The following is a 23,855-nucleotide window of genomic DNA, read 5'->3' on the forward strand; positions in this document are numbered from 1 at the left end:
CCTCCCAGCAGTGCTCGTCGTGTGGGCATGTGGACCGCAAGAACCGGCTCGATCAAGCCTCTTTCTCGTGTACGTCGTGCGGCTTCGCTGAGCACGCAGACGTCAACGCAGCCCGCAACATCGCCGCACGCGGTGAGACGGGCTGGGCAGTGAGTCACGCTGCCTGACGCGGACCGGACCGTCGAAGCCATCGACGGCGAGGAACTGCAAGCTCGGTCGTTTACGGCCGAGAAGCTGACAACCGCCGTCCTGCACCACCTCGTGCCTGGTCATGGCCGTACTGGTCAGCTGTGCGGCTGACTGTCCCGGAGATCAATCGGACCCTGGCGTACCAGAACAACGCCCCAGGCGCCGGTGAGCGGTGCCTGGGGCGTGTGTGGTGCTGCGTCAGGCGGCCCCACTTCCACCGGCCAGATACCGCTCGTTATCCGAACTGGCCGGGCTGGTAGTCGCCGGCGGGCTGCTGGATGATGACGTTCAGCCGGTTGAAGGCGTTGATGAGCGCGATGAGGCCCACCAGGGCGGCGAGCTGGTCCTCGTCGTAGTGCTTTGCGGCGTTCGCCCAGGCCTCGTCCGTGACGCCACCGGCCGCGTCGGCGATACGGGTGCCCTGCTCCGTCAGCTCCAGGGCGGCGCGCTCGGCCTCGGTGAACACCGTGGCCTCCCGCCAGGCCGCGACCAGGTTGAGGCGTACCGAGGTCTCCCCGGCGTGGGCGGCGTCCTTGGTGTGCATGTCGGTGCAGAAGCCGCAGCCGTTGATCTGACTGGCGCGGATCTTCACCAGTTCCTGCGTCGCGGCGGGCAGCGTCGAGTCCGAGAGGACCTTGTCCGCCGAGACGATGTGCTTCAGGACCTTGCCTGCGATCGGGTTGCCGAAGACGTTCAGACGTGCATCCATGGTTGATTCCTCTGCCGTTGCCGGTGGTTACACATGTCCGACGGAATCGCGTGGGGAGATGTGACACGAACGAATGTGATGTGCGTCTCCCTCGCACCGCCACTCCGGCGGGTTGGCGTAGGCGGGCAGGGGCGAGCCGACCAGCAGCGGCGCCGCGTAGGCGAACATCGTTCACGAGATTGTTGGGAAGGATGGGGCGGCATCGGGCAAGAAGAGATGTTGGCCTGATCCGGGAGCCGTTGAGTGATCCTTGCCCCTGACACGTTTGAAGCGGTGTTCGATGCCCATTACGAGGAGATCCGCCGCTATATCGCCAGCCGGATCGGCCTGGATATGGCGGAGGACCTCGCGGCCGAGACCTTCCTTATCGCGTTCCAGCAGCGCGAGCTGTTCGATGCCTCGCTGGGTGGTATGCGGCCGTGGTTGTACGGCATCGCGACGAATCTCATCAGCCGGTACCGGCGCGCGGAGTTGCGCCGTTACCGCGCGCTGGCCAGGTCTGGGCCTCCGCCTGACGACGTGGGGCACGACGAGCGCGTGGTGGATCGGCTCGCAGCGGGGGTGGCGGTGGACCGGCTCGCCCAGGCGCTGGCGGACCTCTCGCCTGGCGAACGTGACGCGGTCCTGCTCGTGGCTTACGGAGCGCTGAGCTATCCCGAGGTGGCGGCCGCGCTGGGAATCGCTGAGGGGACCGTGGCATCACGGCTGAGCAGGGCCAGGACGAAATTGCGCAACACGCTGGGGGTGGAGGTGTGAGGAGGGAGTTCCAGTTCATCGAAGAGGTGATGCCGGCTGTCCCGCCTGCCTCCCCTGAGCAGATCGCCGCTGTACGAGCCCGCGTCTTGAACGCGGCGTCGAACTCCGGTGGCGCCTCGCGTTCGAAAGCCTTGCGTTCGAAAGCCTTGCGTTCGAAAGCCTTGCGTTCGAGAGCAGCCTTGCCTTCGAGAAAGGCGGGACTCGTTCGCCGACCGCCCGGCGCCCGGCGAACCACCCACGGGCTGATCGGGACGGTGCTGGCCGCGGTGGCCGTCGTCCTCGTGATCACGATCGTGATGGTCGCGATACCCAGGCCGAGCGAGAAGGCGGCCGTGACCTCCCCCAGACAGGAGCTCAACGCGGCAGCCGACAGACTCGCCGCCCAGCAACCGGCCACGGGCCGCTACTGGTGGTTGAAAACCCAGGAACTCGTGCGGACCAAAGACGCTGAAGTCGACATGGTCGAGCTACGCGGTGACGACGTGCTGGTCATCGGACGTGACGGGCACCGGTACACCTGGTACGAAGCCGTGTCGACCAGACCATACGGCTCGGCAGCGGAGCAGGCGTGGAAAAAGGCTGGATCGCACAAGCTATGCCCAGGGCGCGGTTGCGACTCCAAGAAGCGCTTCTACGCGAGCCGGTCGCTCGATGAAGCGCTGAAGCTCGCGAACGGCCCCGACCTGACGCTTAAGGATCTCCTTGACCTGCCGAAGGAGGCCACCGCGTTGCGGACTCGGCTGCTGGAGGACTACCCGCCTAACTCCGATCTGAGCCGGGAGCAGTGGCTGATGGAAGTGGGCATCAGGCTTGTCACCGAGACCCCGGCCACTCCTGGGACGCGTGCGGCGGGTTACCGGATGCTGGCCGCGCTGCCAGGCGTGAGTGTGACGGATCGCGTACCTGACGTGATCGACCGTCGAGGGGTGGTCCTGCAGTTTCCCACCCCGCAAGGTGTTGTCTGGACCCAGCTCGTCATCGACAGGGAGAACGGAGAGCCGCTGGCCGTCCAGGGAGTGGGTCCCATGCCTGGCCTGCCCGAGGGCACAGCGTTTCATGTAAGGATCATCAAAATGGCGAGCTGGACCGATACTCGCCCTGTGGTGCCGCCCGGCTGCCGCTCTGGATGCGAGGGCACGTACTGAAACAGTGCTCGATGGTGACGTGGTGCCGCTCGGTCAGTCGCTGGGCGATCAACGATCGGTGGCAGGCCTCGGGGTCGCGCTCGACACAGAGCAGCGCTGCGGTCCCACTGCTCGGCAGCGCCGACACGATCGGCGTGAGGTCGGCGCGGTCGAGGATCTCGGTGGTGTAGCGGCGGGTGTACTCGGCAGCGAGTTCGCGGCGCGAGCGCTTGCCGACCCCGCCATAGACGCCGATTGTCACCACCCTGAGCACCGGAAATCACCCACCTGCCTACTACTCGTGCCGCCTCCGGCAGCCCTGCCGGAGGCGGCGTGGTCACATCACGCGACGGCGGTTCCCTCAAGCTCGACCATCAGGTCGGGGATCGCCAGCCGTGTCACTCCGAGCATCGTGGTGGACGGTGCCACCCCAGCGGCGCCCAACCGCGACGCCAGCACGCCGTAGTGCTCGAAGAGCCGATCGACGTCGGTGGTGTAGACGTTGAGCCGGACGAGGTTCGCGAGGGACATGCCGGCCTCGCCGAGCACGGCCTCCAGGTTGTCGAGGCTCAGCGCCAACTGCGCCGCCAGGTCATCGGCATGCTGGGGCTTGCCGTCGCCGCTCATCGCGGTCTGCCCCGAGCAGTACAGGGTCCGGGTGTGCCCAGAGACGATCTCACCCTGGTTGTACCCGAGGTTCACCGACCACGCCCACGGGTTGACCGCAGTTCGCTCCATTGCCACATCAGCTCCATTCGATTCGTCGACATTGCGTACGTCCATCTGGGCGCGCTGCTGAGCCTCCCAACAAATCACGACATCCTGTGTCGTGTATTTCGATAGGGTTTTCGTATGCGCGCCGACCGGTTGGTCTCGCTGGTGCTGCTGCTGCGACAGCACGGTCGGCTGTCCGCGACCGCGCTGGCCCGCGAGCTGGAGGTATCCACCCGCACCGTGCTGCGCGACATCGAGGCGCTGTCGGCAGCCGGCGTCCCGGTCTACGCCGAACGCGGCCGGCACGGCGGTTTCGCGTTGTTGCCTGGTTTCCGGACCGAGCTCACCGGACTGAACCCCGACGAGGCCCTTGCCCTGCTGGTCGCCGGATCGCGGCGCGGCGCCCAGGCATTCGGCCTCGGCTCGGCGCTCGCTTCGGCGATGCTCAAGGTGGTTGACGCGCTACCCGAGAGCTATCGGGACACCGCGGCCGGCGCGGCCGAGCGATTGCTCATCGACCCGGAGACCGATCTCCTCTCGCGTCGGCTGGTCGATGAGGAGGTGCCCGACGCCATAGCGGCCGAGGTCCTGCGCGCGGTGTTCGCCGGACACAAGCTGCAGATCCACTACGCGGCTGTGGACCAGACCCCGAAGTGGCGCACGGTGGACCCGATCGGCCTGGTCACCATACGAGACCGGGGCTACTTGCTGGCCATGAGGTCTGGCGAGGACCGCACCTACCGGCTGTCCCGGGTCTTGGCCGCCAAGGAACTCGCCGAACCCGCACAGCGACCAGACCGGGTCGATCTGGACCGGGCCTGGCAGGAACGCAGCACGCAGTTTCGGAGCGGCGGCGACGACCAAGTCACCGTGCTGGTACGAGTGAACCCGGCGCGGCGGGAGGACCTGGTGGGCACCGCGCTGGCCGTCCTCGCCGAAGAAGCCGACCCAGACGGCTGGCTGCGGCTGGAGGTGACCTTCCAAGATGCGAGACACGCCGTATGGGCGCTGTGGCAGCTCACCACGAACGCGGAAGCCCTGTCCCCGCAGTGGTTGCGCGACTCGCTGCGCAACCGCGCCGCCGCGATCGCCACCCGCTACGGAGTGCCATCCTGAGAGTTGTCGCCTTCTGCGGGCCACCACCAGACTCACAGATCCTTCGAGGGAAGTGGTGCTCGGTGCGCGGGATCTCACGGCGCCACCGGGCCTGCGACCTCATCCGCCGTGGCGGTTCCCGACGAATACTTCTAGGAAGCGCTCCGCCGAGCGTTCACTCTTACCGGGGGGTTGCGTGAAGGAAAGACTGCGGAAGCTCGGCCTTGCCTTCGTGGCGGTTCTGGTCCTTGGGCTGGTTGCTCTGACGGTGGTGATCTCCGTGCCGGAGTCACTGCCGTATGTGCTTTTCGCCGTGGTGGCCATCCTCGTGGTGGGCTCCATTCTCTTCGACCGCTTGGTCTTCTCCGATCCGGAGCCCCCCGACCTGCCGCCGCGATCGGCTCACGATGTGCGGAGGGAACAACGTCGTCGCGATCCCTGGTGACGCCGTCTTCTCGCTTAGCATGATCACCATGCATCGCAGTCGTGTCTACGCCCTCCTGATCGACACCCCCACGGCGGAGGCCGAGGCTGCGGCCGCCTTCTGGGCCGCGGCGCTGGGGGCCACGGCTCGCCCGCTGCCCTCCGAAGAGCAGTTCATCTCCCTGCACGGCGCCTTGCCCGAGCCCGGTCCGCTCGTGGCCGTGCAGTCGGTCGACGACGCGCCCCGCTTCCACGTGGACATCGAGACCGACGACGTCGAGGCAGAGACCCGGCGCCTGCTCGCCCTGGGCGCGAGTGAGGTGACGCGGTGGCAGGAGTGCCGCACCCTGCGCGCCCCCGGCGGTCATCTCATGTGCGTGCTGCCCGTGGAGAGCGACCGCGCGGTGTTCGAGTCCGAGGCCAAGACCTGGCCCTGAGCCTCCCGCTGGTAGACCAGGGTGGGGCGTAGAGGACCTCGCGGGTCAGGGCGTTCGCGAACTCGTACGCGCTGCCGCACACCACCAGCAGCCCCTGGCCCAACCCGCGCAGTGCCGGTCCCGCGGTGGTTTTGAAGGACGGCGATGGCTTTGCACTGGTGGCCGGCCCTGGAGAGCTGCAGGTTGCGGAGGATCTTCCAGCTCTTCAGTTGCGCGTTCGCCGGGGCCGCGGAGTTTGGCGTGGGCGCGGTTGGCCCGCCTGAGGGACTCGGGTTTGTTCTTGCCTTTGTACGGGGTGGAGCCGGAAAAGGGTTCACTGATCTTGACGCTCCACCACAGCGGTGCCAGCATCCAGTTGCTATGACCGCCGATCCCTTACTTGCCAACGGGCAGACCTATAAGCCCCTCGCCTACGTTCTCGCTTTGCTGAGCGTGGTCTTTATGATCATGCCGGTTCGCCGCGTCGTGATCGAGGTCAGCGAGTTCGGCCTGCGGGAGCTTTTTGTTCCGGTGCTCATCCTGGTCGGACTACCCGTGCTCGGAGCGCTCGGTGGAGCCTTCTTGAGGTTTCGGGGTCCAGGTGGCAGATTCCTCGGAATCATGTTGGGGATCTTTGCCGCCACTCTGCTCTTGATGGCGCTACTCGCCTACTGGTGGTTTTACTCCATCACCACCGGCTTCTGATCCGGTTCCAGACACGACCGCCAGAGACGGTTGATCTCTCTCGTTCCTCAGCTGTCACAATTCAGGCATGTTCGTTGTCACAGTGACCTACACAGCAGCGCTGGATGAAGTGGATCAGTGGCGGCCGGCCCACGGCGACTGGCTGAACGATCTCATTTCACGACGGCTGTTTCTCGTCGCCGGGCGCCGGGTTCCCCTGACCGGCGGCGTCTATCTCGCCTCGGAGATGCCCGCCGAAGAGCTTGACTCGATTCTCGCCACCGATCCGTATGTCCTCAACGGCGTCGCCGCGCACAGTGTCGTGGAGTTCACGCCGTTGCTGGTCGCAACCGGTCTGGAGAGCCTCAAGGGTTAGAGGAGATGCCTTGTGAGCGATGACGTCTGGGCTTCCCTTGCCGACCAGTTCGTGGACGGGGCATACGCGTCAGTGAAGGGGCAGGTCCGTACCTACGTTCTCCATCAGCAGTTGATGGAGCACCTCATTGAGCCGCCAGGAGCTGTCTTGGATGTGGGGGGAGGGGCGGGCCATCAGTCGTTCCCATTGGCCCGGGCCGGCTATGAGGTGACCCTCCTCGACTCCTCCCCGACGATGCTGGCCAAAGCTGAGCAGAGGCTGGCATCCGAAGCCCCGGAGGTGCGCGACCGCGTTCGGTTGGTGCAAGCCCGTGGTGAGGACGCCGCCGAGGCGACCGGTGGCCGGCGCTTCGAGGCTGTGCTCTGCCACGGCGTTCTCATGTACGTCGACGACCCCGGCCCGCTCATCACCTCGCTGTCCAGCTGCGCGGCCCCTGGTGGAATCGTGTCGGTGATGGCGCTGAACGCCAAGACCCTGGCGATCCGCCCCGCACTGGAGCGCCGATGGGCTGACGCGCTGGCGGCCTTCGAATCCAAGGGTGAACAAGGGGTCCTTGGTGTCGAGACCCGGGCGGACACCGTCGAGGAACTGTCCGAGCTGTTCCGAGTTAACGACGTAGAACCGGTGGCCTGGTACGGCGTATGGCTCTTCGCCGACTGGATGGACCTCGCGGTGACCGAGGAGGTCTCGGCCGTGGCGGCCGTCGAACTGCGAGCCAGCCGCCGGGACCCTTATCGCCGGCTCAGCCGGGTCTTCCACCTGGTGGGTCGCAGCCGAGCCAAGGCTTGACTTCCACGGCACTCGTGGTCGTGCCTCACATCCGGGATCTCAGCACGTCGATCTCACAGCCCGGCGCGAACGGGTCGAAGCCGTGCTCGACCAGCCAGCGAACCACCAGCAGGCTTCGCAGCGACCACCACGCGCGGATCACGTCGAGGTCGACGTCGGTGCCATAGCCGGCGACGACGTCGCCGAGGTGCTCCTCGTGTCCGAGTGTCAAGATGGCGAGGTCGAACAGGGCATCACCTTGGCTCGCCTCGGACCAGTCGATGATGCCCGTGATCCCGTCGCCGTCGACGAACACGTGATCGAGCTGCAGGTCGCCGTGCGTGAATACCGGAGCCCACGGCCGGAGCGCGGCCTCGGCGACCTGGCGGTTGCGCGTGACCAGCTCGGCAGGAAGGACGCCGTTGGTGATGAGCCACTCGCATTGGACGTCGAGGTCCGCCGCGATGTCGTCGAGGCTCCGGCCGGGCCATGGCGGCAGCGGCGCGTTGTGCAACCTCCGGATGGCGGCGCCCGCCGCGGCCCACGCCGCCGGGGACGCGGTCGACGGCTCGCCGAGGCGGCCGAGCGCTGTCCCCGGGACTGCGGCGATCGCGAGCACCGGCGGCTTGTGCCACAGGACCTTCGGGGTCGGGACCGGCGCCAGGGCCATCGCCTCGACCTCGACGTCAATGCGCGCCTGATCGGCGTCCACCTTCAGGAACACGTCGCCGACGCGCAGGGTCGCGCGCTCGGAATGAGCGACGACCACTTTGACCTCATCCATGGGCGACCAGTATCCCCGGGGATGATCGTCGACGTCACCGGGTTTATCGCGTGCGGCCGCGTCCCGCACCGCAACACCCCGATCGTGCGGGCCATCACGCCATCGAGACAGGCCGCTACTCAGGATGAAAGGCGTTCCATAATCGAGTGGCTCATGCTCCCGATCCTCATTACCGTGACCAGGTGCTGAGCTATGACGTGCTCGTCGAGCAAGCCGTCCAGGCATCCGTCCGCGGATGGGACTTCAACTGGCTGCGCGGCCGAGTGAACGGTGGAAATCCGTCGTGGGTGTACACCGAGCGAGCCCTGTCGCTGCTTCCAACGGCGCGGCGGGTGCTCGACATGGATACCGGCGGTGGTGAGGTCCTGGCTTCCCTATCCCCACTTCCGCCTTCCACGGTCGCCATGGAGAGATGGCAACCCAACATCCCCATCGCCGGCGAGCGGCTGAGGCCGTTGAGGGTGCCGGTCTTGGGTGGGACCGCCGAGCACATCCCCATCCGCGACACCACCTTCGACCTGGTGCTCAACAGGCACGGTGCGCTGAACGCGGCCGAAGTCGCCCGAGTTCTCGTTCCTCATGGCCGACTGCTCACGCAGCAGGTCGGCAGCCGTAACGGGTTGGACCTGAACGTCGCCCTGGGTGCGCCGCCCCCAATCGATCCAGAGAGCTGGACATTGGCCGTCGCAGTCGACCGCCTCCGCCACTGCGGGCTGCGCGTGCTGGACGCGCGTGAGGAGATGGTCGAGTACGTCTTTCACGACATCGGCGCAGTCGTCTTCCAGTTACGTGCCGTTCCTTGGCAGGTTCGCGACTTCGATCGCAATCGCTACGACCGGCCGTTACGTGCTCTTCATGAGCGCATCTGTTCCGAGGGTGCTTTCGCTACTCGCGATCATCGCTTCCTCATCGAAGCCGAACTGCCTAGTCGCTAAGGGCGATTCCTTCCGTATTCCCAAGCCGCTCATCAGCGCGATCTTCGCTCGCTAGCATCGGTCGGGGTAACCGAGGGACGCGAAGGGGACACATGGAGTCGGAAGCACGGTTCACGCTTCTCGGGCCGGTGTCGGTCCATGGGCCTGACGGGCCGATCGCGCTGGGCTCGCCGAAGCAGCGGACCGTGCTGGCCGCGCTCCTGCTCCATGCGAACCACACGGTGTCGGACGACCGGCTCGTCGCTCTGGTCTGGGGCGAGTGGGCGCCGCGCACGGCGGTCGCGCGCTTGCAGGTGTACGTACACGAGCTGCGGGCGCTGGTCGGCAAGGAGCGCATCAGCCGCGTCGGCGCCGGCTACCGCATCCAGGCCGGCGCGGACGAGGTCGACCTGCAGTTGTTCGAGCGGTACAGAACAGCCGCGCGCGCCGACGCCGAGGAGGGGCGGCACGCCGACGCCGTGGCGCGGCTGCGTGCCGGTGCGGGACTGTGGTGCGGGCCCGCGCTGGCGGGGACCAGCGCCACGCTCATCGACCAGGAACGCCCGGGCCTCGAGGACAGGCGGATCTGCGCCCTGGAGGAGTTGTACGACGCGGAGCTGGCGTCCGGGCGGCACGCCGAAATTCTCGGCGAACTTCACGCCGCGGTGGTCGAGCACTCGCTGCGCGAGCAGCTACTGGGACAGCTCATGCTGGCACTGCACCGGTGCGAACGTCGCGCCGAGGCGCTGGCCGTGTACCGGGACGCGAGACAGCGGCTGGTCGACGAACTGGGCATCGAGCCCGGCCGGCCTCTACGCGAGTTGCACCAGCGGCTCTTGGAGGACGAACCGGACGTCCCGGGGCCAGACACACAGAGGGCCGCGCAGCCGACGCCGCAACGCGGACCGGTGGCACCCCTTGTCGCGCGGCCGGCCGAATTACCCAGGGACGTGCCCGGGTTCGCCGCCCGCGAGGCGGAGCTGGCGTGGCTGGACGAGTGCCTGGGCGGCGGCGACGGCGTGTGCGTGCTGAGCGGCACCGCGGGCATGGGCAAGACGGCCCTCGCGTTGCACTGGGCCCACCGGGTCAAGGAGCGCTTCCCCGACGGCCAGCTCTACATCGACCTTCGTGGTTATGATCCGGACCACGAGCCGCTGACCACGACCGCCGCGCTGACCCGGCTACTGGTCTCGCTCGGCGTCGATCCCGAACGGGTGCCGGGCGGGTTCGAGACCCAGCTCGGTGTCTACCGTTCGCTGCTGGCGGGGCACTCGTTCCTGCTGGTCCTGGACAACGCCCGCTCAGCGGCCCAGATCGAGCAGCTCCTGCCCCCGACCGGCGTGGCGCTGGTGACCAGCAGGCACCGGCTCGGCGAGCTGGTGGCGTACGCGGGTGTCAGGCAGCACTCGCTCGGCCCGCTCTTCGACGAGGACGGCCGGGCGCTGCTGGACGGCGTACTCGGGCCGGCGGCCGACCCGGCCGAGTCGGACGCGCGGGGAGAGCTGGTCCGTGCGTGCGGCGGGTTACCGCTCGCGCTGCGCATCGCCGCCGCGAACGCCGCCACCCGGCCCGACGGCGGCACCACGGCGGTCGCGGCGGAGCTGGCCGCCGGCAACCTGCTGACGGGACTCACCGTGGACGGCACCGAGCACAACGCCATCACCCTCGCCTTCTCCGCCTCCTATCGCGTGCTCGCCCCCGTCGAGCAGCGGGTCTTCCGTCTGCTCGGGCTCGTGCCCGGCCCCGATGTCACCGTGGCGGCCGCGACGGCGGCCACCGGCCTGTCTCCGGACACGGCGCGTGCCTCGCTCAAGTCCTTGGCCGCGGCCCACCTGCTCGAACATCACCTCACCGACCGGTACCGCTTCCATGACCTCGTCCGGCTCTACGCCGTGGCGGAAGCCGGGCGTGACCCCGAATGTGCGTCGGCATGGCATCGCCTGTTCGACCACTACCTGGAACTGGGCGCCACCGTCGCCGCCCAGTGCGCGCCCGGCGAGTTCCTGCTCCCCGGTCCCCAGCCGCATACGGACGCCCGGGAGCAGTCGCTCCCCGAGGCGGCCGACGTCATCAATCTGATGGCCGCGCTGACGCACGCGGTCGAGCGTGAGCCCGGCCCGGGGGTCTGGCGCCTGGCCGACATGGTTCGCGCCATCTGCGCCCGCACCGGGCGTATCGGTGAGTGGATGGAGATCGCGCCGACCCTGCTGGCGGCCGCCTCCGCCCACGATGTGCCGGGCGTGACCGCCATGCTGCACACCGGCATGGGCGAGGGCCTGTTCCGGATCGGCCGCCGTGAGGAGGCCGTCGGGCACCTGGAACAGGCCGTCCGCATCGCCCGCGACAGCGGCGAGCTGAAGGGCGAGGCGGCGGCCCGGATGGGGCTGAGCTTCGCGCACGCGTGGACCGGCCACCTCGCCGAAGCGATGGCCGACAACGTCCGGGCCACGCAGCTCTTCGGCGAGCTCGGCTCGGTGCCCGGGCACATCCTGGCCCTCAACGCGCTCGGCAACCAGTACCACCAGTTGGGCCGGCTCGTTCTGGCCGAGGAATACTGCAGGCAGGCGGTCACGTTGAGCCGGCGCCACAGTCTGTCCCACGCCGAGGGAGCCGGCCTGCGGGAGTTGGGTGCCGTACTCCTCGACCAGGGCCGGTACGGCGAAGCGGAGACCTGCCTTCGGCAGTCGGTCGCCCTGATCGTCTCGATAGGCGGCCACGGCGCGGCCACGTCGCAGATCTGGATCAGCCGGCTGCACTGGGAGAACGGCCGGTGGGCGCAGTCGCGGGACGAGGCGCTGCGAGCGCTCGACGTGTGCCACAGCCAGGGTGACCGGCTGGTGGAGGCGGCGGCGCTGGTCGCCCTGGCCGATGCCGGAATCCGCCTCGGTCTGACGACAGAGGCCTCCGACAGTCTCGACCTGGCCGAAGAACTCATCAGCACAGGCGGCCTGCCCTGGCATCGGGCGTACGGGCTGCTCGCCCGTGCCCGGCTGCACGACGCCCAAGGCGACCACGAGGGTGCCCTCCGCCACGCGCTGCGGGGGCATGCCATCGCGTCCGAGAACGCGTACCGGCTGCCGGAGCTGGCCGCCCTGACGGAGCTGGCCGGGCTGGAACAGCGGCGCGGCAACCGCGAGGCGGCGGCGCGCAAGGCCGACCAGGCCTTGCGACTGTGCCGGCAGATCGGACACGCATCATGTACGGAGAAGCTCGCGCCGCTGCTGGTGGACGCGATGTAAGCACCTACAGGTGACCGCGGGTCACTTCAGGACCCAGAGCGCCCAGAACGGGCTGTCCCATTCGCATTCCCAGTATTCCTGGTCCCCGGAATACTTGAAGCCCGCTTTCTGGCACTGCGCGTAGGTCTTGTGAACGCTCTTGATGTGGCCGGCCTTGGTCGTCGCCACGTCCGCGCTCGCGGAGGCCGCGGTGCCGAGCGTCGCGGTCATCGTCAGGGCGGCCGCTGCGACCACCGCACTCATGATCTTGTTCCTCATGCGAAAAGTGTCGCAGTCAGGGCTTCCGTAAATCTTCTCCTTCGCTCGCCCATCAGTACGGAGCCGGAACCGGAACGGAAGAAGAACGGAAGAGCGGTCTCGTAGCATTTCGGAACGCCACGGTGGTGTTCGCAGTCCCTCTTTCTCTCTCTGATCGTGTCTTTCCGTCGGGGGCAGGGAGAGGAAGAGGGGTCGGTCTCTGTTCAGCTACCCTTTGGGCCGTGAATCAGAACGGTAGTGTCGAAGCGGCCGAGCAGGCTCTGACCGGCCTTGGGGGAGATTCCTCCCGCGTGACCTTGCGCCGCCTCACCATCGACGATCAAGACGAGTTCATCGAGTTGGTGCGTGCCAGTGCCGACCTGCACCAACCGTGGATGTCCTTGCCCAGCACACCGCAGGACTTCCGCAACTTCCTCGGGAAGTTCGACGACCCTCAGTCCGCTGAAGCCCTGCTGGTCTGTGTGCGTGACACCGGAGCCGCAGCGGGCAACATCAACATCAACAGCATCATCCGGGGGCGGTTCCAGTCCGGCTCACTGGGCTATGCGGCCTTCGCTCCCTCCGCCGGCCGAGGGTACATGTCCGAAGGAGTCGGCCTGGTGCTGCGGTACGCGTTCGAGCACTTGCGCCTTCACCGGCTGGAAGCCCAGATCCAGCCCGGCAACCACGCTTCTCTGAAGCTGGTTCAACGCCACGGGTTCCGCTCCGAGGGTTACTCGCCCGACTTGCTGTTCATCGATGGCGCCTGGCGGGATCACGAACGGTGGGCCATCACCAACAGCATGGCCGGCATTGTTCCGAGCGCTCCACATCCAAGCCAGCCCGTTCGTTGAATGAGTGGCGATCAGCTCATGCCCCATCGCTGATGAGCTTCGAATACAGATACATGTCCCGACGCTCGCCCCCCACCTCCTGCCAGCTACGCAAGAGGCCCTCGCGAACGAACCCCGCCCGCTCGGCGGCCTTCCACGACGGTGCATTCCACGGCTCCACGTGTAACTGCAGCCGGGGAATCCTCAGCCCTTCCAGGCCCCAGGACGAGATCGCCCGCAAGGCCGTACACGCGACCCCCTGACCCCGGGCCGACTTCGCGACCCAGTAACCCACCGACGCCCGGCCATGAGGGCCGGGCCACAACCCGATCTGGCCCACGGCTCGGTCGTCGGTGGCGTTCGCGATCGCGAAGGAGTACCCGACTCCGTCGGCGGCCTTGCTCCACTGGCGCCCGATGAAGGCGGCGCCCTCCGCGTCCGAATAATTCGGCGGCACGCCGGTGATCAGCGGGATGTACGCGTCTTCGGAAGCCTCGCGCACCACCGCGACATCATCCAGCCGCCATGGGCGAAGGAAGAATTTCTCGCCGGCGCGGAGTTCGGGAACGACGAGCGGGTTGGCCATTCTCGCATCATGCCACCGGAGGTGATTTCGGGGCGGAATGGCGGGTGCCGAATAGACTGCGGCGATGACCGCGTACCGGATCCTGGCGGTGGACGACGATCAGGCCATCCTGCGCTCGCTCCGGCGCGGCCTGCGACTGGAGGGGTTCGCCGTGGACACCGCCGAGTCGGGGCGGCAGGCGCTGGAGCGGGTGGAGGGCCGGCCCGATGCGATCATCCTCGACGTGTCCATGCCGGAAATGTCGGGCATCGAGGTGTGCAGCCGGTTGCGTGGGGCTGGGTCGCAGGTGCCGGTGTTGATGCTGTCGGCCATGGATGAGGTGGCCGACCGGAAGGCCGGGCTGGCGGTGGGCGCCGACGACTACGTCGTCAAGCCGTTCGATCTGGGTGAGCTGGTGCTCCGCCTGCGCGCTCTGTTACGCCGTGCCGGATGTGCTCCGGGGGCGGTGGTGCGCGTCGGAGCGCTGGTCGTCGAGCCTGACGCGCGCCGGGTCACCTTACGCGGTCGTGAGGTCGAGGTGACGCGGCGTGAGTTCGACCTGCTGGAGGTGCTGGCGCGTAACGCGGGCATCGTGTTGTCCCGGTCGGTGCTGCTGGAGCGTGTCTGGGGCTATGACTTCGAGGTGACCGGCAACGCGGTGGACACGTTCGTCGGATACCTGCGGCGCAAGCTGGAAGCGGATGGCGAGCCGCGCATGCTGCACACGGTGCGCGGGGTGGGGTTCGTACTGCGGGAAGTACAGCAGTGAAGCTGTCCACCCGGTTCGCGCTCTGCCTCGCTGTCGCGGTTCCGCTGCTGGTCGCGCTGGCGGGGCTGGTCTTGCTGGGGCTGGTCTCGCAGGATCTGCGCGCTGAGCGAGACGACCAGCTCACGGCGCGGCTGCGGGCGCTGACCCCGCTGGCGGCGACGTTCACGGTGCGGACCCGCATACTGCCCGCCATCCCGCCCGACCTGCTTCAGCAGCGGCTGACCGCGGCCGCCAGCACGGGCGGGGTCTGCGTCGCGGAGCAGGAGAAGAAACTGCTGGTCATCGGGGATGTTCCGGGTACGCTGCCGGCCGGCGCCGGGCCTGCCGATCATGTCGAGGGGGAGCGGCGCTGGCGGTTCGTGGCCGCCGACGTGCGGCGGGGGACCGCGCGGCTGATCCTCTTCGATCCGGAGGAACGCCTCGGCGACCAGATCGCGGTGCTCCGCAACCGGCTGATATCCGTCACGCTCGTCGCGGCCGGAGTGGGCGCGGTGGCCGGGTTGCTGCTGGGCAGGTTCGCGGTACGTCCGCTGTCGAGGCTTGGCAGCCAGGCACGGACGATCGACAGGCGGCAACGGCCGCCGGACCGGCAGACGCGCCTGGCGACCACGGCAGGTGTCGCCGAGATCGACGAGCTGGCCCGCCTCCTGAACGATCTCCTGGACCGGCGCGACGCGGCCGTGACCCGTACCGGCGAGGCCCTGGAGACCGCCCGCGCCTTCGCGGCCACCGCCGCGCACGAGCTCCGCACCCCGCTCACCAGCATGGGCACCAACCTCACCCTCCTGGACCACCCCGAACTGGACCCCGCGGACCGCGCCGAGATCATCGCCGACCTCGCCGCCGAACAAGGCCGCATCCAGCGGCTCATCACGATGCTGCGCCGGCTCGCGCGCGGTGAGCTGCTCGACCCCGGCGCCTTCGCGGACACCGATCTGACCGAGATCGTCAACGACGCGGTCGAGGACGCGCGGCACCGTCACCCGCACGCCACGATCACGGCCCGTCTGGCGGACAAAGTGCGCGTACGCGGCTGGGCGGAGGGGCTGCGCATGGTCGCCGACAACCTGCTCGACAACGCCGCCGTCCACGGCGCCGACGGGTCCGGCCGGGCGGCGATCAGCGTGAGCCTGGACGTGGGGGAGGAGGTCATCCTCGCCGTTCAGGACGCGGGCTCGGGGGTGGTGCCGCAGGACCGCGATGCGATGTTCGCCCGCTTCCGCCGCCGCTCCGGCAGCCCGGGCTCCGGGCTCGGCCTCACGCTGGTGCGGCAGCAGGCGACGCTCCACGGCGGCACCGCCACGCTGAGCGCTTCCCTCGACGGTCCGGGAACGCGCGCCGAAGTACGTCTCCCCTTGACCGGCCGGCAAGCGCCGGCATCCGCGCGGTCCTGGCTGGAATAGACCGCCCGCCTGCCAGAGATCTGCCAAGAAGCATCGTCACCATGCCTCGCATGATCACACCAAGACTGGGTGCCGCCCTCATGGCCACCGCCACCCTCCTCGTCACGTTTCCGCAGCACGCCGCCGCGGCCACTCCGCCGGTGACGCCCGACTGCGCATGGGAGGTCAAGGTCTCCGCCGACACGCGCAACGTCTTCTACCCCGACTCCGCCGCCACGTACTGGGTGCTGCCGTTCACCGTGCAGGAGGGGTTACGGATCACGCTGTCCGGCGAGTACCCCGACAGCCGGTACGCCTCTGTCCAGGTGTACAAGGAGGGCGGCGGCCTGTTCGAGTCGAACGGCGTCCCATCGTCGCTCACCGACCACCGCATCCAGCCGGACGCGGGCAGCGTCAACCCCTGGCAGCAGCAGGCGACCCCCGGCGGCCACTACACGCTCACGGTGGCCGCCGATGCGGCTCCGGGGCAGGTCAACACGCTGCCGCTGGCCCCGCCCGGCACCTCAGTAGGGGCCACGGGGAACATCGTCTACCGCGTCTACCTCCCCGCCGACGGGGACTTCAGCCAGGTGCGACTCCCCGCCGTCACCTTCGAGCGCGACGGCGTCTCGCAGCCCGTACCCGCCTGCGACGATCCGCAGCCCACGACCAGCGTCGCCACCCCACCAGCGAAAGGCACGGCCGTGGCCACGCGAGCCGCGGCCGCGTTCGCCCGCGCGGACCCCGCCGACCGTCCGACCGGCGGCTTCCCGAACGGGGACTCCGCCTATCTCTACGCCGACGTCACCCCACCCGTCGGCGGCCGGGTCGTCGTCATCCGCGGCAAGGCCCCGCACAACGCCCAGGGCTCGCACCCGGCCCCCTGGCCGGCCCTGGGCAAGGACGTGCGCTACTGGTCCATGTGCACGAACCTGACCCTGCCCCCGTACCAGGTCGTGGTGAACCCGCTGCCCGACGGCACGTCCGACTACGGATGCCGCGCCGACGACCACACCGGGCTCGACTCCGACGGCCGCTACAGCTACGTGGTCGGCGGGGAGTCGCAGCGGGAGGCGATCGAGCAGGTGCCCGGGGTGACGTTCCTGCCGTTCTCGGCCGCCCGGCCCGCGGCGACGCATCGGATCATCCTCCGCAACATGGTCGTGGACGCCGGCTTCGCCGAGGCCGTGCAGAACGTGCCGGAGGACGGCGATCCCGCCTCCGCCGCGGCCGTCATGGGTGAGTACTACCCCGTCACGAAGGTCTGCTCGCTGGCCGCGCTCACCTCGGAGGGTCCCGCGGACTGCTGAGTCACGGCCGGCGGCGGGAGTATGCGTCCATTGATAAGGACGGGAGAATTGCCGCCCAGAGTTACCATTCGCTACAACCAGTTGTCCCGTCAAAAGGTCAACCAGTCAAATCTTCAAGCGGTCAACCCGAAATCAATGAACAGCCGGTCACGGGCAGGCGACGCAGTGCCGTTGAATTCCACCTGGCAAATCCACCTACCGATATCAGGAGCCTGAATCGGCCGCCCAAATCTCCCAGCCAATTGTTATGTACGGGAATCACGGTAAACGTTCTCAGAAAGTTAGATAACGTTTACAGTGGCCCTCATGACGAGATGGAGCGGCTGATGGTTCCAGTCTTGACATACGGAATCCTGGGCCCATTGATTGTCCGACGTGATGACACCGAGGTCCCCGTCGCCGGGATGCGGGACCGCACCGTGCTCGCCCGCCTCCTTCTTGCCCCCGGCGAGGCGGTCTCCAAAGACCAGCTCATTGACGCCCTCTACGGCGACTCGCCGCGCAAGACAGCGTCCACCCAGATCCACGGCGCCGTCAAGCGGCTGCGCGGTCTGCTCGGTGCCGGGTCGATCCAGCGGAGCGTCGACGGTTACGCGCTGTTCGCCGAGCCCGAGGCCGTCGACGCGCACGTCTTCGACGGGCTGGTCGGCCGGGGGCGTGCGGCGGCGCGCGCCGGCCGGACCGGTGAGGCCGCCGCCGAGCTGTGCCGGGCGCTGGAGCTGTGGCGCGGCCCCGCGCTGGCCGGGTTCGAGGGCGAGGTCTTCCAGACGGTGGCCCGCAGATGGGAAGAGTTGCGCCTGGCCGCGCTGGAAGAGCGCATCGAGGCCGAGCTGGCCCTGGGCCGCTACGCGGAGCTCATCCCTGAGCTGCACCTGCTGACAGCGGTCCACCCGATGCGCGAACGCTTCGCCGCCCAGCTCATGCTCGCCCTCTACCACTCACAGCGCGGACCTGAGGCGTTGCGCACCTACGTCGAGCTGCGCAACCGGCTGATCGACGAGCTGGGCGTGGATCCGGCGCCGGAGCTGCAGCGGCTGTACGCGCAGATCCTTCAGCAGGACTCCGCCCTGCACCACTGGCATGAGGTCGTGCTCGCCCCCCAGCAACTGCCCCCGGGCCTGCCGTCGATGATCGGCCGGGGCGCCGAGGTGAAGCAGGCGATGCTCGCGCTGACCCCGCAGCGGCGCAGGCACCTGCCCGTGGTGGTCGTCGTCGGGCATGGCGGGATCGGCAAGACGACCGTGGCGCTGGAGGTCGCGCACGCCCTCAAAGGGGACTATCCCGACGGCCAGCTGTTCGCCAACCTCGGCGGTACGGGGCCGCGGCCGGCCAGGCCGCACGAGGTCCTGGCCAGGTTCCTGCGCGCCCTGGGGACGGGCGGCGCGGCCGTTCCCGCGGACATGGAGGAGCGGTCCGAGATGTTCCGGTCCGTGGTCGCCGACAAGAGCCTGCTGATCGTCCTGGACGACGCGGTGGACGCCCAGCAGATCGCCTCGCTCCTGCCCGGGAGTTCCGGCTGCGCGGTGATCGTGACCAGCCGGGCCAGCGCCGCCCAGTTCCACGGCGTCACCCTGATCCCGCTCCTGCCCTTCGAACTGGACGACGCCAGGGCGCTGCTGACCCAGTGCGCCGGAACCGAGCGGATGTCCGCCGAGCCGGAGGCGGTCAATCGCGTCATCGAACTCTGCTTCGGGCTGCCGCTCGCCCTGGCCATCGTCGGCTCCCGGCTGGCGGCCAGGCCCATGTGGCAGATCAGCAAGGTGGCCGCCCGGCTCGCCGACCGGGAACGGATACTCACCGAGCTGAGCGAGGTCGAGCCGGTGCTCGAGTGGGCCTACGGCACGCTGGACAGCGAGACGCGCTCGCTGCTGAGACGTATCGGCCTGTCGGGCCAGCGCGAGGTGTCCGCCTGGATGGCCGCCGCCCTGGCCGGCGTCTCGCTCCTGGCCGCCGAGGAGCGCCTCGACCAGCTCGGCGAGGCGGGCTTCCTGTCCCCGACCGGCGAACGGTCGCACGAGGGCGCCCTCTACACCTGTCATGACCTCGTCCTGGCGCTCGGCCACGCGCGGGCGCTCAAGGAGGACTCACCCGCGGAGCGGATCGCGGCGCTCGACCGGTCCTTCGGCGCGCTGCTCAGCCTGAGCGACGGCGCCTACGTCGCCATCCGCGGCGGGCACTGGGGCATCGTGCGGGGTGGCGCCCGCCGCTGGGAGCCGCGCGGGGCCGCGCTCCACACGCTGCCACCCGACTGGGCACCCGCCTGGCTGGAATCCCAGGCCGCGCGGATCGCGGCCGCGGTGCACCAGGCCGCCGAGCTCGGCCGGGCGGAGTACTGCTGGGAGCTCGCGCTGGCCCTGTTCCCCCTGCTGGAGGCGGGTGGCCACTTCGAGTTGTGGCGTACGCTCACCGATCGCGCCTTGGAGGTCGTCCGGCAGGCAGGAGACCTGCGCGGTGGGGCCGCCATGCTCTACTCCCAGGGCCACCGGGCCGTCATCCATCACGATCGGGGCGAGGCGAGAAAGCTCCTCGACCGAGCGGCGGCCCTGTTCCGGCTCCTCGGGGACGCCGGGGGCGAGGGACTGGCGTTGAGCGACGTCGCCGCCATCCGCAGGAGCGCGGGTGATCTGGCCGGGGCGGAGGAGACGTACGCGAAGGCCGCCGCGCTGCTGGCCGCGGTGGGTGACCGGGCGAGCGAGGCGGGGGCCGTACACGGGATGGCCAAGATCTTCCTGGACCGGCACGCCGACTGGACGGCCCGCGTCTACCTGGAGAAGGCCAGGCTGCTCGCCCATACGGCGGGCAACCGCGGCCTGGAGGCGCAGATCCTGCACAGTCTGGCCGTCCTCGACGCGCACGTGGGCAATCTCGACGCGGCCGAGATCGGGTTCGAGAACGCGTTGCGGATCATCCGCTCCGTCGTTCACCACGTCGGGACCGCGTTCGTCCTGGTGGATCTGGGCGTATTGCAGGTCGGCCAGGGCAAGCGGGACGCCGGGTTCCTCAGCCTGCTCGAAGCCTGTGAGCTGGCCCAGATCGCCGGGGAGCGACGCATTGAGGCCAAGGCGAGATGCGCCTTGGCCTCGGAGTACGTGAAATTCGGAGAGCTGGCGCTGGCGGTCGCCGACTATACGGCGGCCCGGGCGCTCTTTCTCGCGCTCAGCGACGAAGAGGGCGCCGCTCGCGCTCAGGAGGGACTTGCGGACATTGCACGGGCGGTGCCTTAGCAGAAGAAACCCCACGGCGGGTCACACTGGACCGCCGTCGGGGAAAAAGCCGTGTCGGCCGCGACCGGCCCGGCGATCGCGAAGGCGAGCAGAGCAATGAATGTTCCGGCGATTGCCTGTTTCCATCTCATGAACCGAATCATTCAGCACCCCACTACCTGCGCTCTATCCCTGCCCTACGTCCGCTGACCCGAGTTCCCGGCCATGGCATAGCGTCTCCGCGTAGGAGAAGACGAAGCCGCGGCCGACCTCGGCCGGCGCGAGGGCGGCCAGGTCGTCCTCCAGGTCGTCGGCGAAGCGCAGGCTCGCCGCGCCCGCCCAGATCTCGCCGAACTCGACGCCGGCGACCACGGAGACCACCAGTTGCGAGAGCGGTTGCTCCGGGGGGACCCAGGCGGGGAAATGCCGGGTGTGCACGAGCGGAACGGTGTGCAACTCGGGCGGGTCGCCGACCGGCCCGTCCAGGGTGACGCTCGCCTCGGCGATGCGGCGGCCGTACTGGGAGGCGATGCCGTGGAAGCGCCCGCCCCCGGCCAGCCGCGGACCGGCGTGGCCCACGGCCTTGGGATGGGTCTGGTGGACGGTGCCGAACTGCTTCGGCATGCCCTGGATCCAGCCGCGGGCCATCGGGACGGCGCCGTCCACCCAGGCGTACGGGCAGCGTGCCATCGGCCGCCCCTCCGCGGTGCAGCCGAGCAGGATCAGGAACTCGTTGAACTGGTTGCGCGCGGGGTCGGCCGACTCCCGGTCCGGCTCCGAACACCAGTGCCAGTGCGCGAAGACGGCGGCGGCCGCACCGGGATCGGCGCCGGGGTCCACCCCCGGCGGGAGGAAGGCGGCGGCGACAGCGGGGTCGACCCGGTACTCGACCATGATCACGTCACCGGAGAAGTGCCACGGGGGCGGGGTGACCATGGCCGAGAGTCCGGAGGGGGACAAGGGGAGGCTGTACCCATGGGGTCCAGTGGCTACGTGCATGAGCGGGTCCGATCCGTCGGGTTCCAGGCCGCGGCCAGCCTGAGCGCGGCGGCGGCCAGCCTGGCCGGTGAGTTGAAGCTGTAGGCGAGCCGGATGCTCGGCTGCGCCGATCGGCCGAACCGGGAGCCGGCCAGGACTCTGACCCCCGCTTCCTGCGCCGCGGCCAGCAGCGCCGGTTCGTCCTGCTGACCGTACGAGCGGAGCCAGAGGAAGAAGCCGCCCGCCGGGCGGTCGAACCTGATCTCCTCGGGCAGGTGGGCGCGGAGCGTGTCGGCGAGGGCGTCGCGACGGGCCCGCAGGCGGGCCCTGAGCCAGCTCAGCTGCCGGTCGTAGGCGCCGCTCGACAGCAGGTGGGTCACCGCGAGCGAGGCCAGGTGGTTCGGCGAGCCACCGCTGTCGAACACGGCGTGCCCCTGGATCCTGGCGGCCGTCTCGGGGTCGGTGGCCAGCCAGCCGAGGCGCAGGCCGGGAGCCACCGACTTGGAGAAGGAGCAGAGCCGGATCACTCCGCGATACCCGGACAGCGCGCCCAGTGAGTCGCGCGTCGCGGCGCGGTCCAGGGCCAGCTCGGCGTACGCGTCGTCCTCGACGAGCGGCACCCCGTGCTCGGCGGCGACCCTGATGAGCTCGCGCCGCCGCTCTCCCGGCACCAGCAGTCCGGTGGGATTGTGGAAGGTGGGACTGAGGTAGACGAACGCGGGACGCGCGTCACGGTCGGCCAGCGCGCGGTCCAGCGCCTCCGGGACCATGCCCGAGGCGTCCATCTCGACGGCGCGCAGGCGCAGACCGCAGTCGGCCAGGATGGCGCGGCCGAGGTCGTACCCGACCTCCTCGACGAGCGCGACGTCGCCCGGCCCGCCCAGGATGGTGGCGATCAGGTAGAGCGCGTGCGACGTGCCGGCCGTCACCACGATGTGGTCGGGGGTGCAGAGGTGGTCGGCCCGCTCGGCGAGGATCGTACGCAGCGGGAGCGCCCCGGCGTTGTGGCCGTAGCTGAGCGCGGCCGACCCGAATTCGGCCAGCGCGTCCGCGTAGGCCGCGCGAAGGAGATCGACCGGTAGCAGGGCGGGATCCAGATAACCGGGCCCGAGGTCGAACGTCCGCGGCGGGGCCACGTCCTGCACGACGTCCGGATACCACCGCCTCCGGTGCGACAGCGGACCGGCGAGCTCCTCGGGCTCGGCCATCAGGCTTCCGAGAGCACGGCCCGTAGCGCCGCCGCTCCCGCCGCGAGCGAGGACGGCGGCCTGGCCAGCGCGATGCGCAGGATGCCCTCGCCCTCGTCGGGATTGTTCCAGTAGAACTTCTGGCACGGCAGCGCGAACACGTTGTGCTCACGCAACGCCGACCACACGGCCAGGTTGGACCGCGACCCGATGCCGATCCGCTCCACGCTGGTGCGCGAGAACGGGTCGAGGAACTCGACGCCGGGCACGTTCGCCAGCGTGGTACGCAGCATCGCCCGGTTGCCGGCGATGAACTCGTGCAGCTCGGCCAGCCCGCCCTCGGCGGCGTCCTCGCAGAATCGCCGCACCATGGACATGATCAGCGGGGAGACGCCGAGCAGGATGTCCGAGTACACCTTGGCCAGCGGCAGCCCGACATGGGCCGCCGACACCAGCCAGCCGATCTTGAGCTCCAGCGTGGGCCACAGCTTGCCGGTGTCCTCGATGACCACCCACCGGCATCCGCTGGCTTCGAGCACGGCGTAGTGGTCGTAGTGGGCGTCGGTGTCGAACCCGCGGAAGCACGTGTCCAGGGCCAGCACCACGTCGTGCTCCGCGCACTCGTCGGCCAGGCGGCGCAGCCGCTCCCGGGAGACCACCCGGCCGGTCGGGTTGTTGGGGGTCGTGATGAAGATGGCCCCGACGCCGCGCAGCAGCTCCGGGTCGAGGTCGCCGCCGTGCAGGGCGTCCTCCTCGATGGGTACGAGCTTGAGCCCCACCCCGCGCAGGATGTCGGGGATGTTGTCGAAGGTGGGGTGGACGAGCCCGATCGAGCCGCTCACTCCGGCGAGCGACCTGGCGAAGATCTCCATGGCCACCGACGAGGAGTAGCAGCTCAGTACGCGGCCTTCGGCGATCGGGTAGTGGTGCTGACCGAGCAGCCCGAAGAAGGCGCTCTGCGTGTCCGCCTCGACCTCGCTCACCGGCCGCTTGACGGCGTCGGTCCAGAGGCTCGGCAGTTCTTCGATGATTCTGGCCTGGTTGGGGGTGAGTTCCTGCCGGGCATGGCCGTCAGAAAGGTTGAGTGGACTGTTCAGCGCCAGGTATTCAAATTGGGTGAGATTTCCTAGCTCGATGGCGAGTGGATTCCGTATTGCGTTCACAAGCACCTCGCTCAGCCGGGGGACTTAAGCGATCATA

25 protein-coding genes and 1 pseudogene are annotated in these 23,855 nt (G+C 69.0%); 15 read left to right on the plus strand and 11 right to left on the minus strand.

Annotated features, from left to right (window positions below; translation table 11 throughout):
- The coding region (locus AB0B91_RS44950) for a zinc ribbon domain-containing protein (protein WP_358334983.1) at positions 1 to 167 on the plus strand (167 nt) is incomplete at its 5' end.
- A 257-nt stretch (positions 168 to 424) separates the two neighbouring features.
- On the opposite strand, the gene AB0B91_RS44955 is transcribed toward AB0B91_RS44950, so the two are convergent.
- Positions 425 to 898 (minus strand): carboxymuconolactone decarboxylase family protein, encoded by a 474-nt coding sequence (locus AB0B91_RS44955; protein ID WP_358334291.1) that lies wholly within the window; start codon positions 896 to 898, stop codon positions 425 to 427.
- Between the two features lie 243 nt (positions 899 to 1,141).
- Here AB0B91_RS44955 and AB0B91_RS44960 point away from each other — a divergent pair, with 243 nt between their 5' ends.
- Positions 1,142 to 1,654, plus strand: a complete 513-nt coding sequence (locus AB0B91_RS44960; protein ID WP_358334293.1) for an RNA polymerase sigma factor — start codon at positions 1,142 to 1,144, stop codon at positions 1,652 to 1,654.
- A gap of 15 nt (positions 1,655 to 1,669) precedes the next feature.
- Here AB0B91_RS44960 and AB0B91_RS44965 read toward each other — a convergent pair whose 3' ends face one another.
- The 3 genes from AB0B91_RS44965 to AB0B91_RS44975 form a co-directional block, all read right to left on the minus strand.
- A complete protein-coding gene (locus AB0B91_RS44965; protein ID WP_358334986.1) occupies positions 1,670 to 1,831 on the minus strand; it encodes a pentapeptide repeat-containing protein in 162 nt (53 codons plus the stop codon).
- A gap of 891 nt (positions 1,832 to 2,722) precedes the next feature.
- Complete coding sequence (locus AB0B91_RS44970) at positions 2,723 to 3,043, minus strand: DUF488 family protein (protein WP_358334296.1); 321 nt, start codon at positions 3,041 to 3,043, stop codon at positions 2,723 to 2,725.
- Between the two features lie 77 nt (positions 3,044 to 3,120).
- On the minus strand, positions 3,121 to 3,516 hold the full coding sequence (locus AB0B91_RS44975; protein ID WP_358334299.1) for a RidA family protein: 396 nt from the start codon (positions 3,514 to 3,516) through the stop codon (positions 3,121 to 3,123).
- Between the two features lie 114 nt (positions 3,517 to 3,630).
- Here AB0B91_RS44975 and AB0B91_RS44980 point away from each other — a divergent pair, with 114 nt between their 5' ends.
- From AB0B91_RS44980 to AB0B91_RS44990, 3 genes are all read left to right on the plus strand, one after another.
- Positions 3,631 to 4,608: a WYL domain-containing protein gene (locus AB0B91_RS44980; protein WP_358334302.1), complete on the plus strand. Its 978-nt coding sequence runs from the start codon at positions 3,631 to 3,633 to the stop codon at positions 4,606 to 4,608.
- Between the two features lie 175 nt (positions 4,609 to 4,783).
- Complete coding sequence (locus AB0B91_RS44985) at positions 4,784 to 5,032, plus strand: hypothetical protein (RefSeq protein WP_358334305.1); 249 nt, start codon at positions 4,784 to 4,786, stop codon at positions 5,030 to 5,032.
- A 28-nt stretch (positions 5,033 to 5,060) separates the two neighbouring features.
- Complete coding sequence (locus AB0B91_RS44990) at positions 5,061 to 5,447, plus strand: VOC family protein (protein ID WP_358334308.1); 387 nt, start codon at positions 5,061 to 5,063, stop codon at positions 5,445 to 5,447.
- A 125-nt stretch (positions 5,448 to 5,572) separates the two neighbouring features.
- Here AB0B91_RS44990 and AB0B91_RS44995 read toward each other — a convergent pair.
- A pseudogene (locus AB0B91_RS44995) lies at positions 5,573 to 5,744 on the minus strand (IS5/IS1182 family transposase); the annotation flags it as partial.
- A gap of 63 nt (positions 5,745 to 5,807) precedes the next feature.
- On the opposite strand from AB0B91_RS44995, the gene AB0B91_RS45000 reads away from it, so the two are divergent.
- The 3 genes from AB0B91_RS45000 to AB0B91_RS45010 all read left to right on the plus strand — a co-directional run bounded on the left by AB0B91_RS45000 (position 5,808) and on the right by AB0B91_RS45010 (position 7,275).
- Entirely contained in the window at positions 5,808 to 6,131 is a 324-nt protein-coding gene (locus tag AB0B91_RS45000) for a hypothetical protein (protein WP_358334311.1), read from the plus strand.
- Between the two features lie 67 nt (positions 6,132 to 6,198).
- Positions 6,199 to 6,486 carry a YciI family protein gene (locus AB0B91_RS45005; RefSeq protein WP_358334314.1) on the plus strand — a complete coding sequence of 96 codons (288 nt, stop codon included), beginning with the start codon at positions 6,199 to 6,201 and terminating at the stop codon, positions 6,484 to 6,486.
- A gap of 12 nt (positions 6,487 to 6,498) precedes the next feature.
- The gene (locus tag AB0B91_RS45010) at positions 6,499 to 7,275 is read left to right on the plus strand and encodes a methyltransferase (protein WP_358334317.1); all 777 of its coding nucleotides are present in this window, start codon (positions 6,499 to 6,501) and stop codon (positions 7,273 to 7,275) included.
- A gap of 25 nt (positions 7,276 to 7,300) precedes the next feature.
- Here AB0B91_RS45010 and AB0B91_RS45015 read toward each other — a convergent pair whose 3' ends face one another.
- A complete protein-coding gene (locus AB0B91_RS45015; protein WP_358334320.1) occupies positions 7,301 to 8,038 on the minus strand; it encodes an aminoglycoside phosphotransferase family protein in 738 nt (245 codons plus the stop codon).
- Positions 8,039 to 8,220: 182 nt separating this feature from the next.
- Here AB0B91_RS45015 and AB0B91_RS45020 point away from each other — a divergent pair, with 182 nt between their 5' ends.
- Positions 8,221 to 8,973: a class I SAM-dependent methyltransferase gene (locus AB0B91_RS45020; protein WP_358334323.1), complete on the plus strand. Its 753-nt coding sequence runs from the start codon at positions 8,221 to 8,223 to the stop codon at positions 8,971 to 8,973.
- A 92-nt stretch (positions 8,974 to 9,065) separates the two neighbouring features.
- Complete coding sequence (locus tag AB0B91_RS45025) at positions 9,066 to 12,191, plus strand: BTAD domain-containing putative transcriptional regulator (RefSeq protein WP_358334326.1); 3,126 nt, start codon at positions 9,066 to 9,068, stop codon at positions 12,189 to 12,191.
- A gap of 21 nt (positions 12,192 to 12,212) precedes the next feature.
- Here the strand turns inward: AB0B91_RS45025 and AB0B91_RS45030 are convergent, their stop codons facing one another.
- Positions 12,213 to 12,449, minus strand: a complete 237-nt coding sequence (locus AB0B91_RS45030; RefSeq protein ID WP_358334329.1) for a hypothetical protein — start codon at positions 12,447 to 12,449, stop codon at positions 12,213 to 12,215.
- A 221-nt stretch (positions 12,450 to 12,670) separates the two neighbouring features.
- Here AB0B91_RS45030 and AB0B91_RS45035 point away from each other — a divergent pair, with 221 nt between their 5' ends.
- A complete protein-coding gene (locus AB0B91_RS45035; RefSeq protein WP_358334331.1) occupies positions 12,671 to 13,282 on the plus strand; it encodes a GNAT family N-acetyltransferase in 612 nt (203 codons plus the stop codon).
- 16 nt (positions 13,283 to 13,298) lie between these two features.
- On the opposite strand, the gene AB0B91_RS45040 is transcribed toward AB0B91_RS45035, so the two are convergent.
- Positions 13,299 to 13,847: a GNAT family protein gene (locus AB0B91_RS45040; RefSeq protein WP_358334334.1), complete on the minus strand. Its 549-nt coding sequence runs from the start codon at positions 13,845 to 13,847 to the stop codon at positions 13,299 to 13,301.
- Between the two features lie 64 nt (positions 13,848 to 13,911).
- On the opposite strand from AB0B91_RS45040, the gene AB0B91_RS45045 reads away from it, so the two are divergent.
- From AB0B91_RS45045 to AB0B91_RS45060, 4 genes are all read left to right on the plus strand, one after another.
- The gene (locus AB0B91_RS45045) at positions 13,912 to 14,595 is read left to right on the plus strand and encodes a response regulator transcription factor (protein ID WP_358334337.1); all 684 of its coding nucleotides are present in this window, start codon (positions 13,912 to 13,914) and stop codon (positions 14,593 to 14,595) included.
- Complete coding sequence (locus tag AB0B91_RS45050) at positions 14,592 to 15,998, plus strand: HAMP domain-containing sensor histidine kinase (RefSeq protein ID WP_358334340.1); 1,407 nt, start codon at positions 14,592 to 14,594, stop codon at positions 15,996 to 15,998. Before AB0B91_RS45045 ends, AB0B91_RS45050 begins: the two co-directional genes overlap by 4 nt.
- Positions 15,999 to 16,048: 50 nt before the next feature.
- Positions 16,049 to 17,287 (plus strand): hypothetical protein, encoded by a 1,239-nt coding sequence (locus AB0B91_RS45055; protein ID WP_358334343.1) that lies wholly within the window; start codon positions 16,049 to 16,051, stop codon positions 17,285 to 17,287.
- 362 nt (positions 17,288 to 17,649) lie between these two features.
- On the plus strand, positions 17,650 to 20,511 hold the full coding sequence (locus tag AB0B91_RS45060; RefSeq protein ID WP_358334345.1) for a BTAD domain-containing putative transcriptional regulator: 2,862 nt from the start codon (positions 17,650 to 17,652) through the stop codon (positions 20,509 to 20,511).
- Positions 20,512 to 20,676: 165 nt separating this feature from the next.
- Here AB0B91_RS45060 and mppR read toward each other — a convergent pair whose 3' ends face one another.
- Genes mppR through mppP form a run of 3 tightly spaced genes read right to left on the minus strand, consistent with a single transcriptional unit; the run spans position 20,677 to position 23,818 of the window.
- A complete protein-coding gene (mppR, locus tag AB0B91_RS45065) occupies positions 20,677 to 21,489 on the minus strand; it encodes an enduracididine biosynthesis enzyme MppR (RefSeq protein WP_358334348.1) in 813 nt (270 codons plus the stop codon).
- On the minus strand, positions 21,480 to 22,676 hold the full coding sequence (locus tag AB0B91_RS45070) for an aminotransferase class I/II-fold pyridoxal phosphate-dependent enzyme (protein ID WP_358334352.1): 1,197 nt from the start codon (positions 22,674 to 22,676) through the stop codon (positions 21,480 to 21,482). Before AB0B91_RS45070 ends, mppR begins: the two co-directional genes overlap by 10 nt.
- Entirely contained in the window at positions 22,676 to 23,818 is a 1,143-nt protein-coding gene (mppP, locus tag AB0B91_RS45075) for an enduracididine biosynthesis enzyme MppP (RefSeq protein WP_358334355.1), read from the minus strand. The genes AB0B91_RS45070 and mppP overlap by 1 nt, the downstream gene beginning before the upstream one ends.
- Between the last annotated feature and the right edge of the window lie 37 nt (positions 23,819 to 23,855).

It is taken from the genome of Nonomuraea sp. NPDC049141 (assembly GCF_040648415.1).
Lineage (GTDB): Bacteria > Actinomycetota > Actinomycetes > Streptosporangiales > Streptosporangiaceae > Nonomuraea.

Bases quoted from the DNA above. Each gene is read 5' to 3' on its own strand.
- AB0B91_RS44980 (WP_358334302.1), top strand. From the start codon at position 3,631: ATGCGCGCCGACCGGTTGGTCTCGCTGGTGCTGCTGCTGCGACAGCAC.
- AB0B91_RS45045 (WP_358334337.1), top strand. From the start codon at position 13,912: ATGACCGCGTACCGGATCCTGGCGGTGGACGACGATCAGGCCATCCTG.
- AB0B91_RS45030 (WP_358334329.1), bottom strand. From the start codon at position 12,449: ATGAGGAACAAGATCATGAGTGCGGTGGTCGCAGCGGCCGCCCTGACG.
- AB0B91_RS45015 (WP_358334320.1), bottom strand. From the start codon at position 8,038: ATGGATGAGGTCAAAGTGGTCGTCGCTCATTCCGAGCGCGCGACCCTG.
- AB0B91_RS44955 (WP_358334291.1), bottom strand. From the start codon at position 898: ATGGATGCACGTCTGAACGTCTTCGGCAACCCGATCGCAGGCAAGGTC.
- AB0B91_RS45070 (WP_358334352.1), bottom strand. From the start codon at position 22,676: ATGGCCGAGCCCGAGGAGCTCGCCGGTCCGCTGTCGCACCGGAGGCGG.
- AB0B91_RS45040 (WP_358334334.1), bottom strand. From the start codon at position 13,847: ATGGCCAACCCGCTCGTCGTTCCCGAACTCCGCGCCGGCGAGAAATTC.
- AB0B91_RS44975 (WP_358334299.1), bottom strand. From the start codon at position 3,516: ATGGAGCGAACTGCGGTCAACCCGTGGGCGTGGTCGGTGAACCTCGGG.
- AB0B91_RS44990 (WP_358334308.1), top strand. From the start codon at position 5,061: ATGCATCGCAGTCGTGTCTACGCCCTCCTGATCGACACCCCCACGGCG.
- AB0B91_RS45055 (WP_358334343.1), top strand. From the start codon at position 16,049: ATGATCACACCAAGACTGGGTGCCGCCCTCATGGCCACCGCCACCCTC.
- mppR (WP_358334348.1), bottom strand. From the start codon at position 21,489: ATGCACGTAGCCACTGGACCCCATGGGTACAGCCTCCCCTTGTCCCCC.
- AB0B91_RS45025 (WP_358334326.1), top strand. From the start codon at position 9,066: ATGGAGTCGGAAGCACGGTTCACGCTTCTCGGGCCGGTGTCGGTCCAT.
- AB0B91_RS45000 (WP_358334311.1), top strand. From the start codon at position 5,808: ATGACCGCCGATCCCTTACTTGCCAACGGGCAGACCTATAAGCCCCTC.
- AB0B91_RS45005 (WP_358334314.1), top strand. From the start codon at position 6,199: ATGTTCGTTGTCACAGTGACCTACACAGCAGCGCTGGATGAAGTGGAT.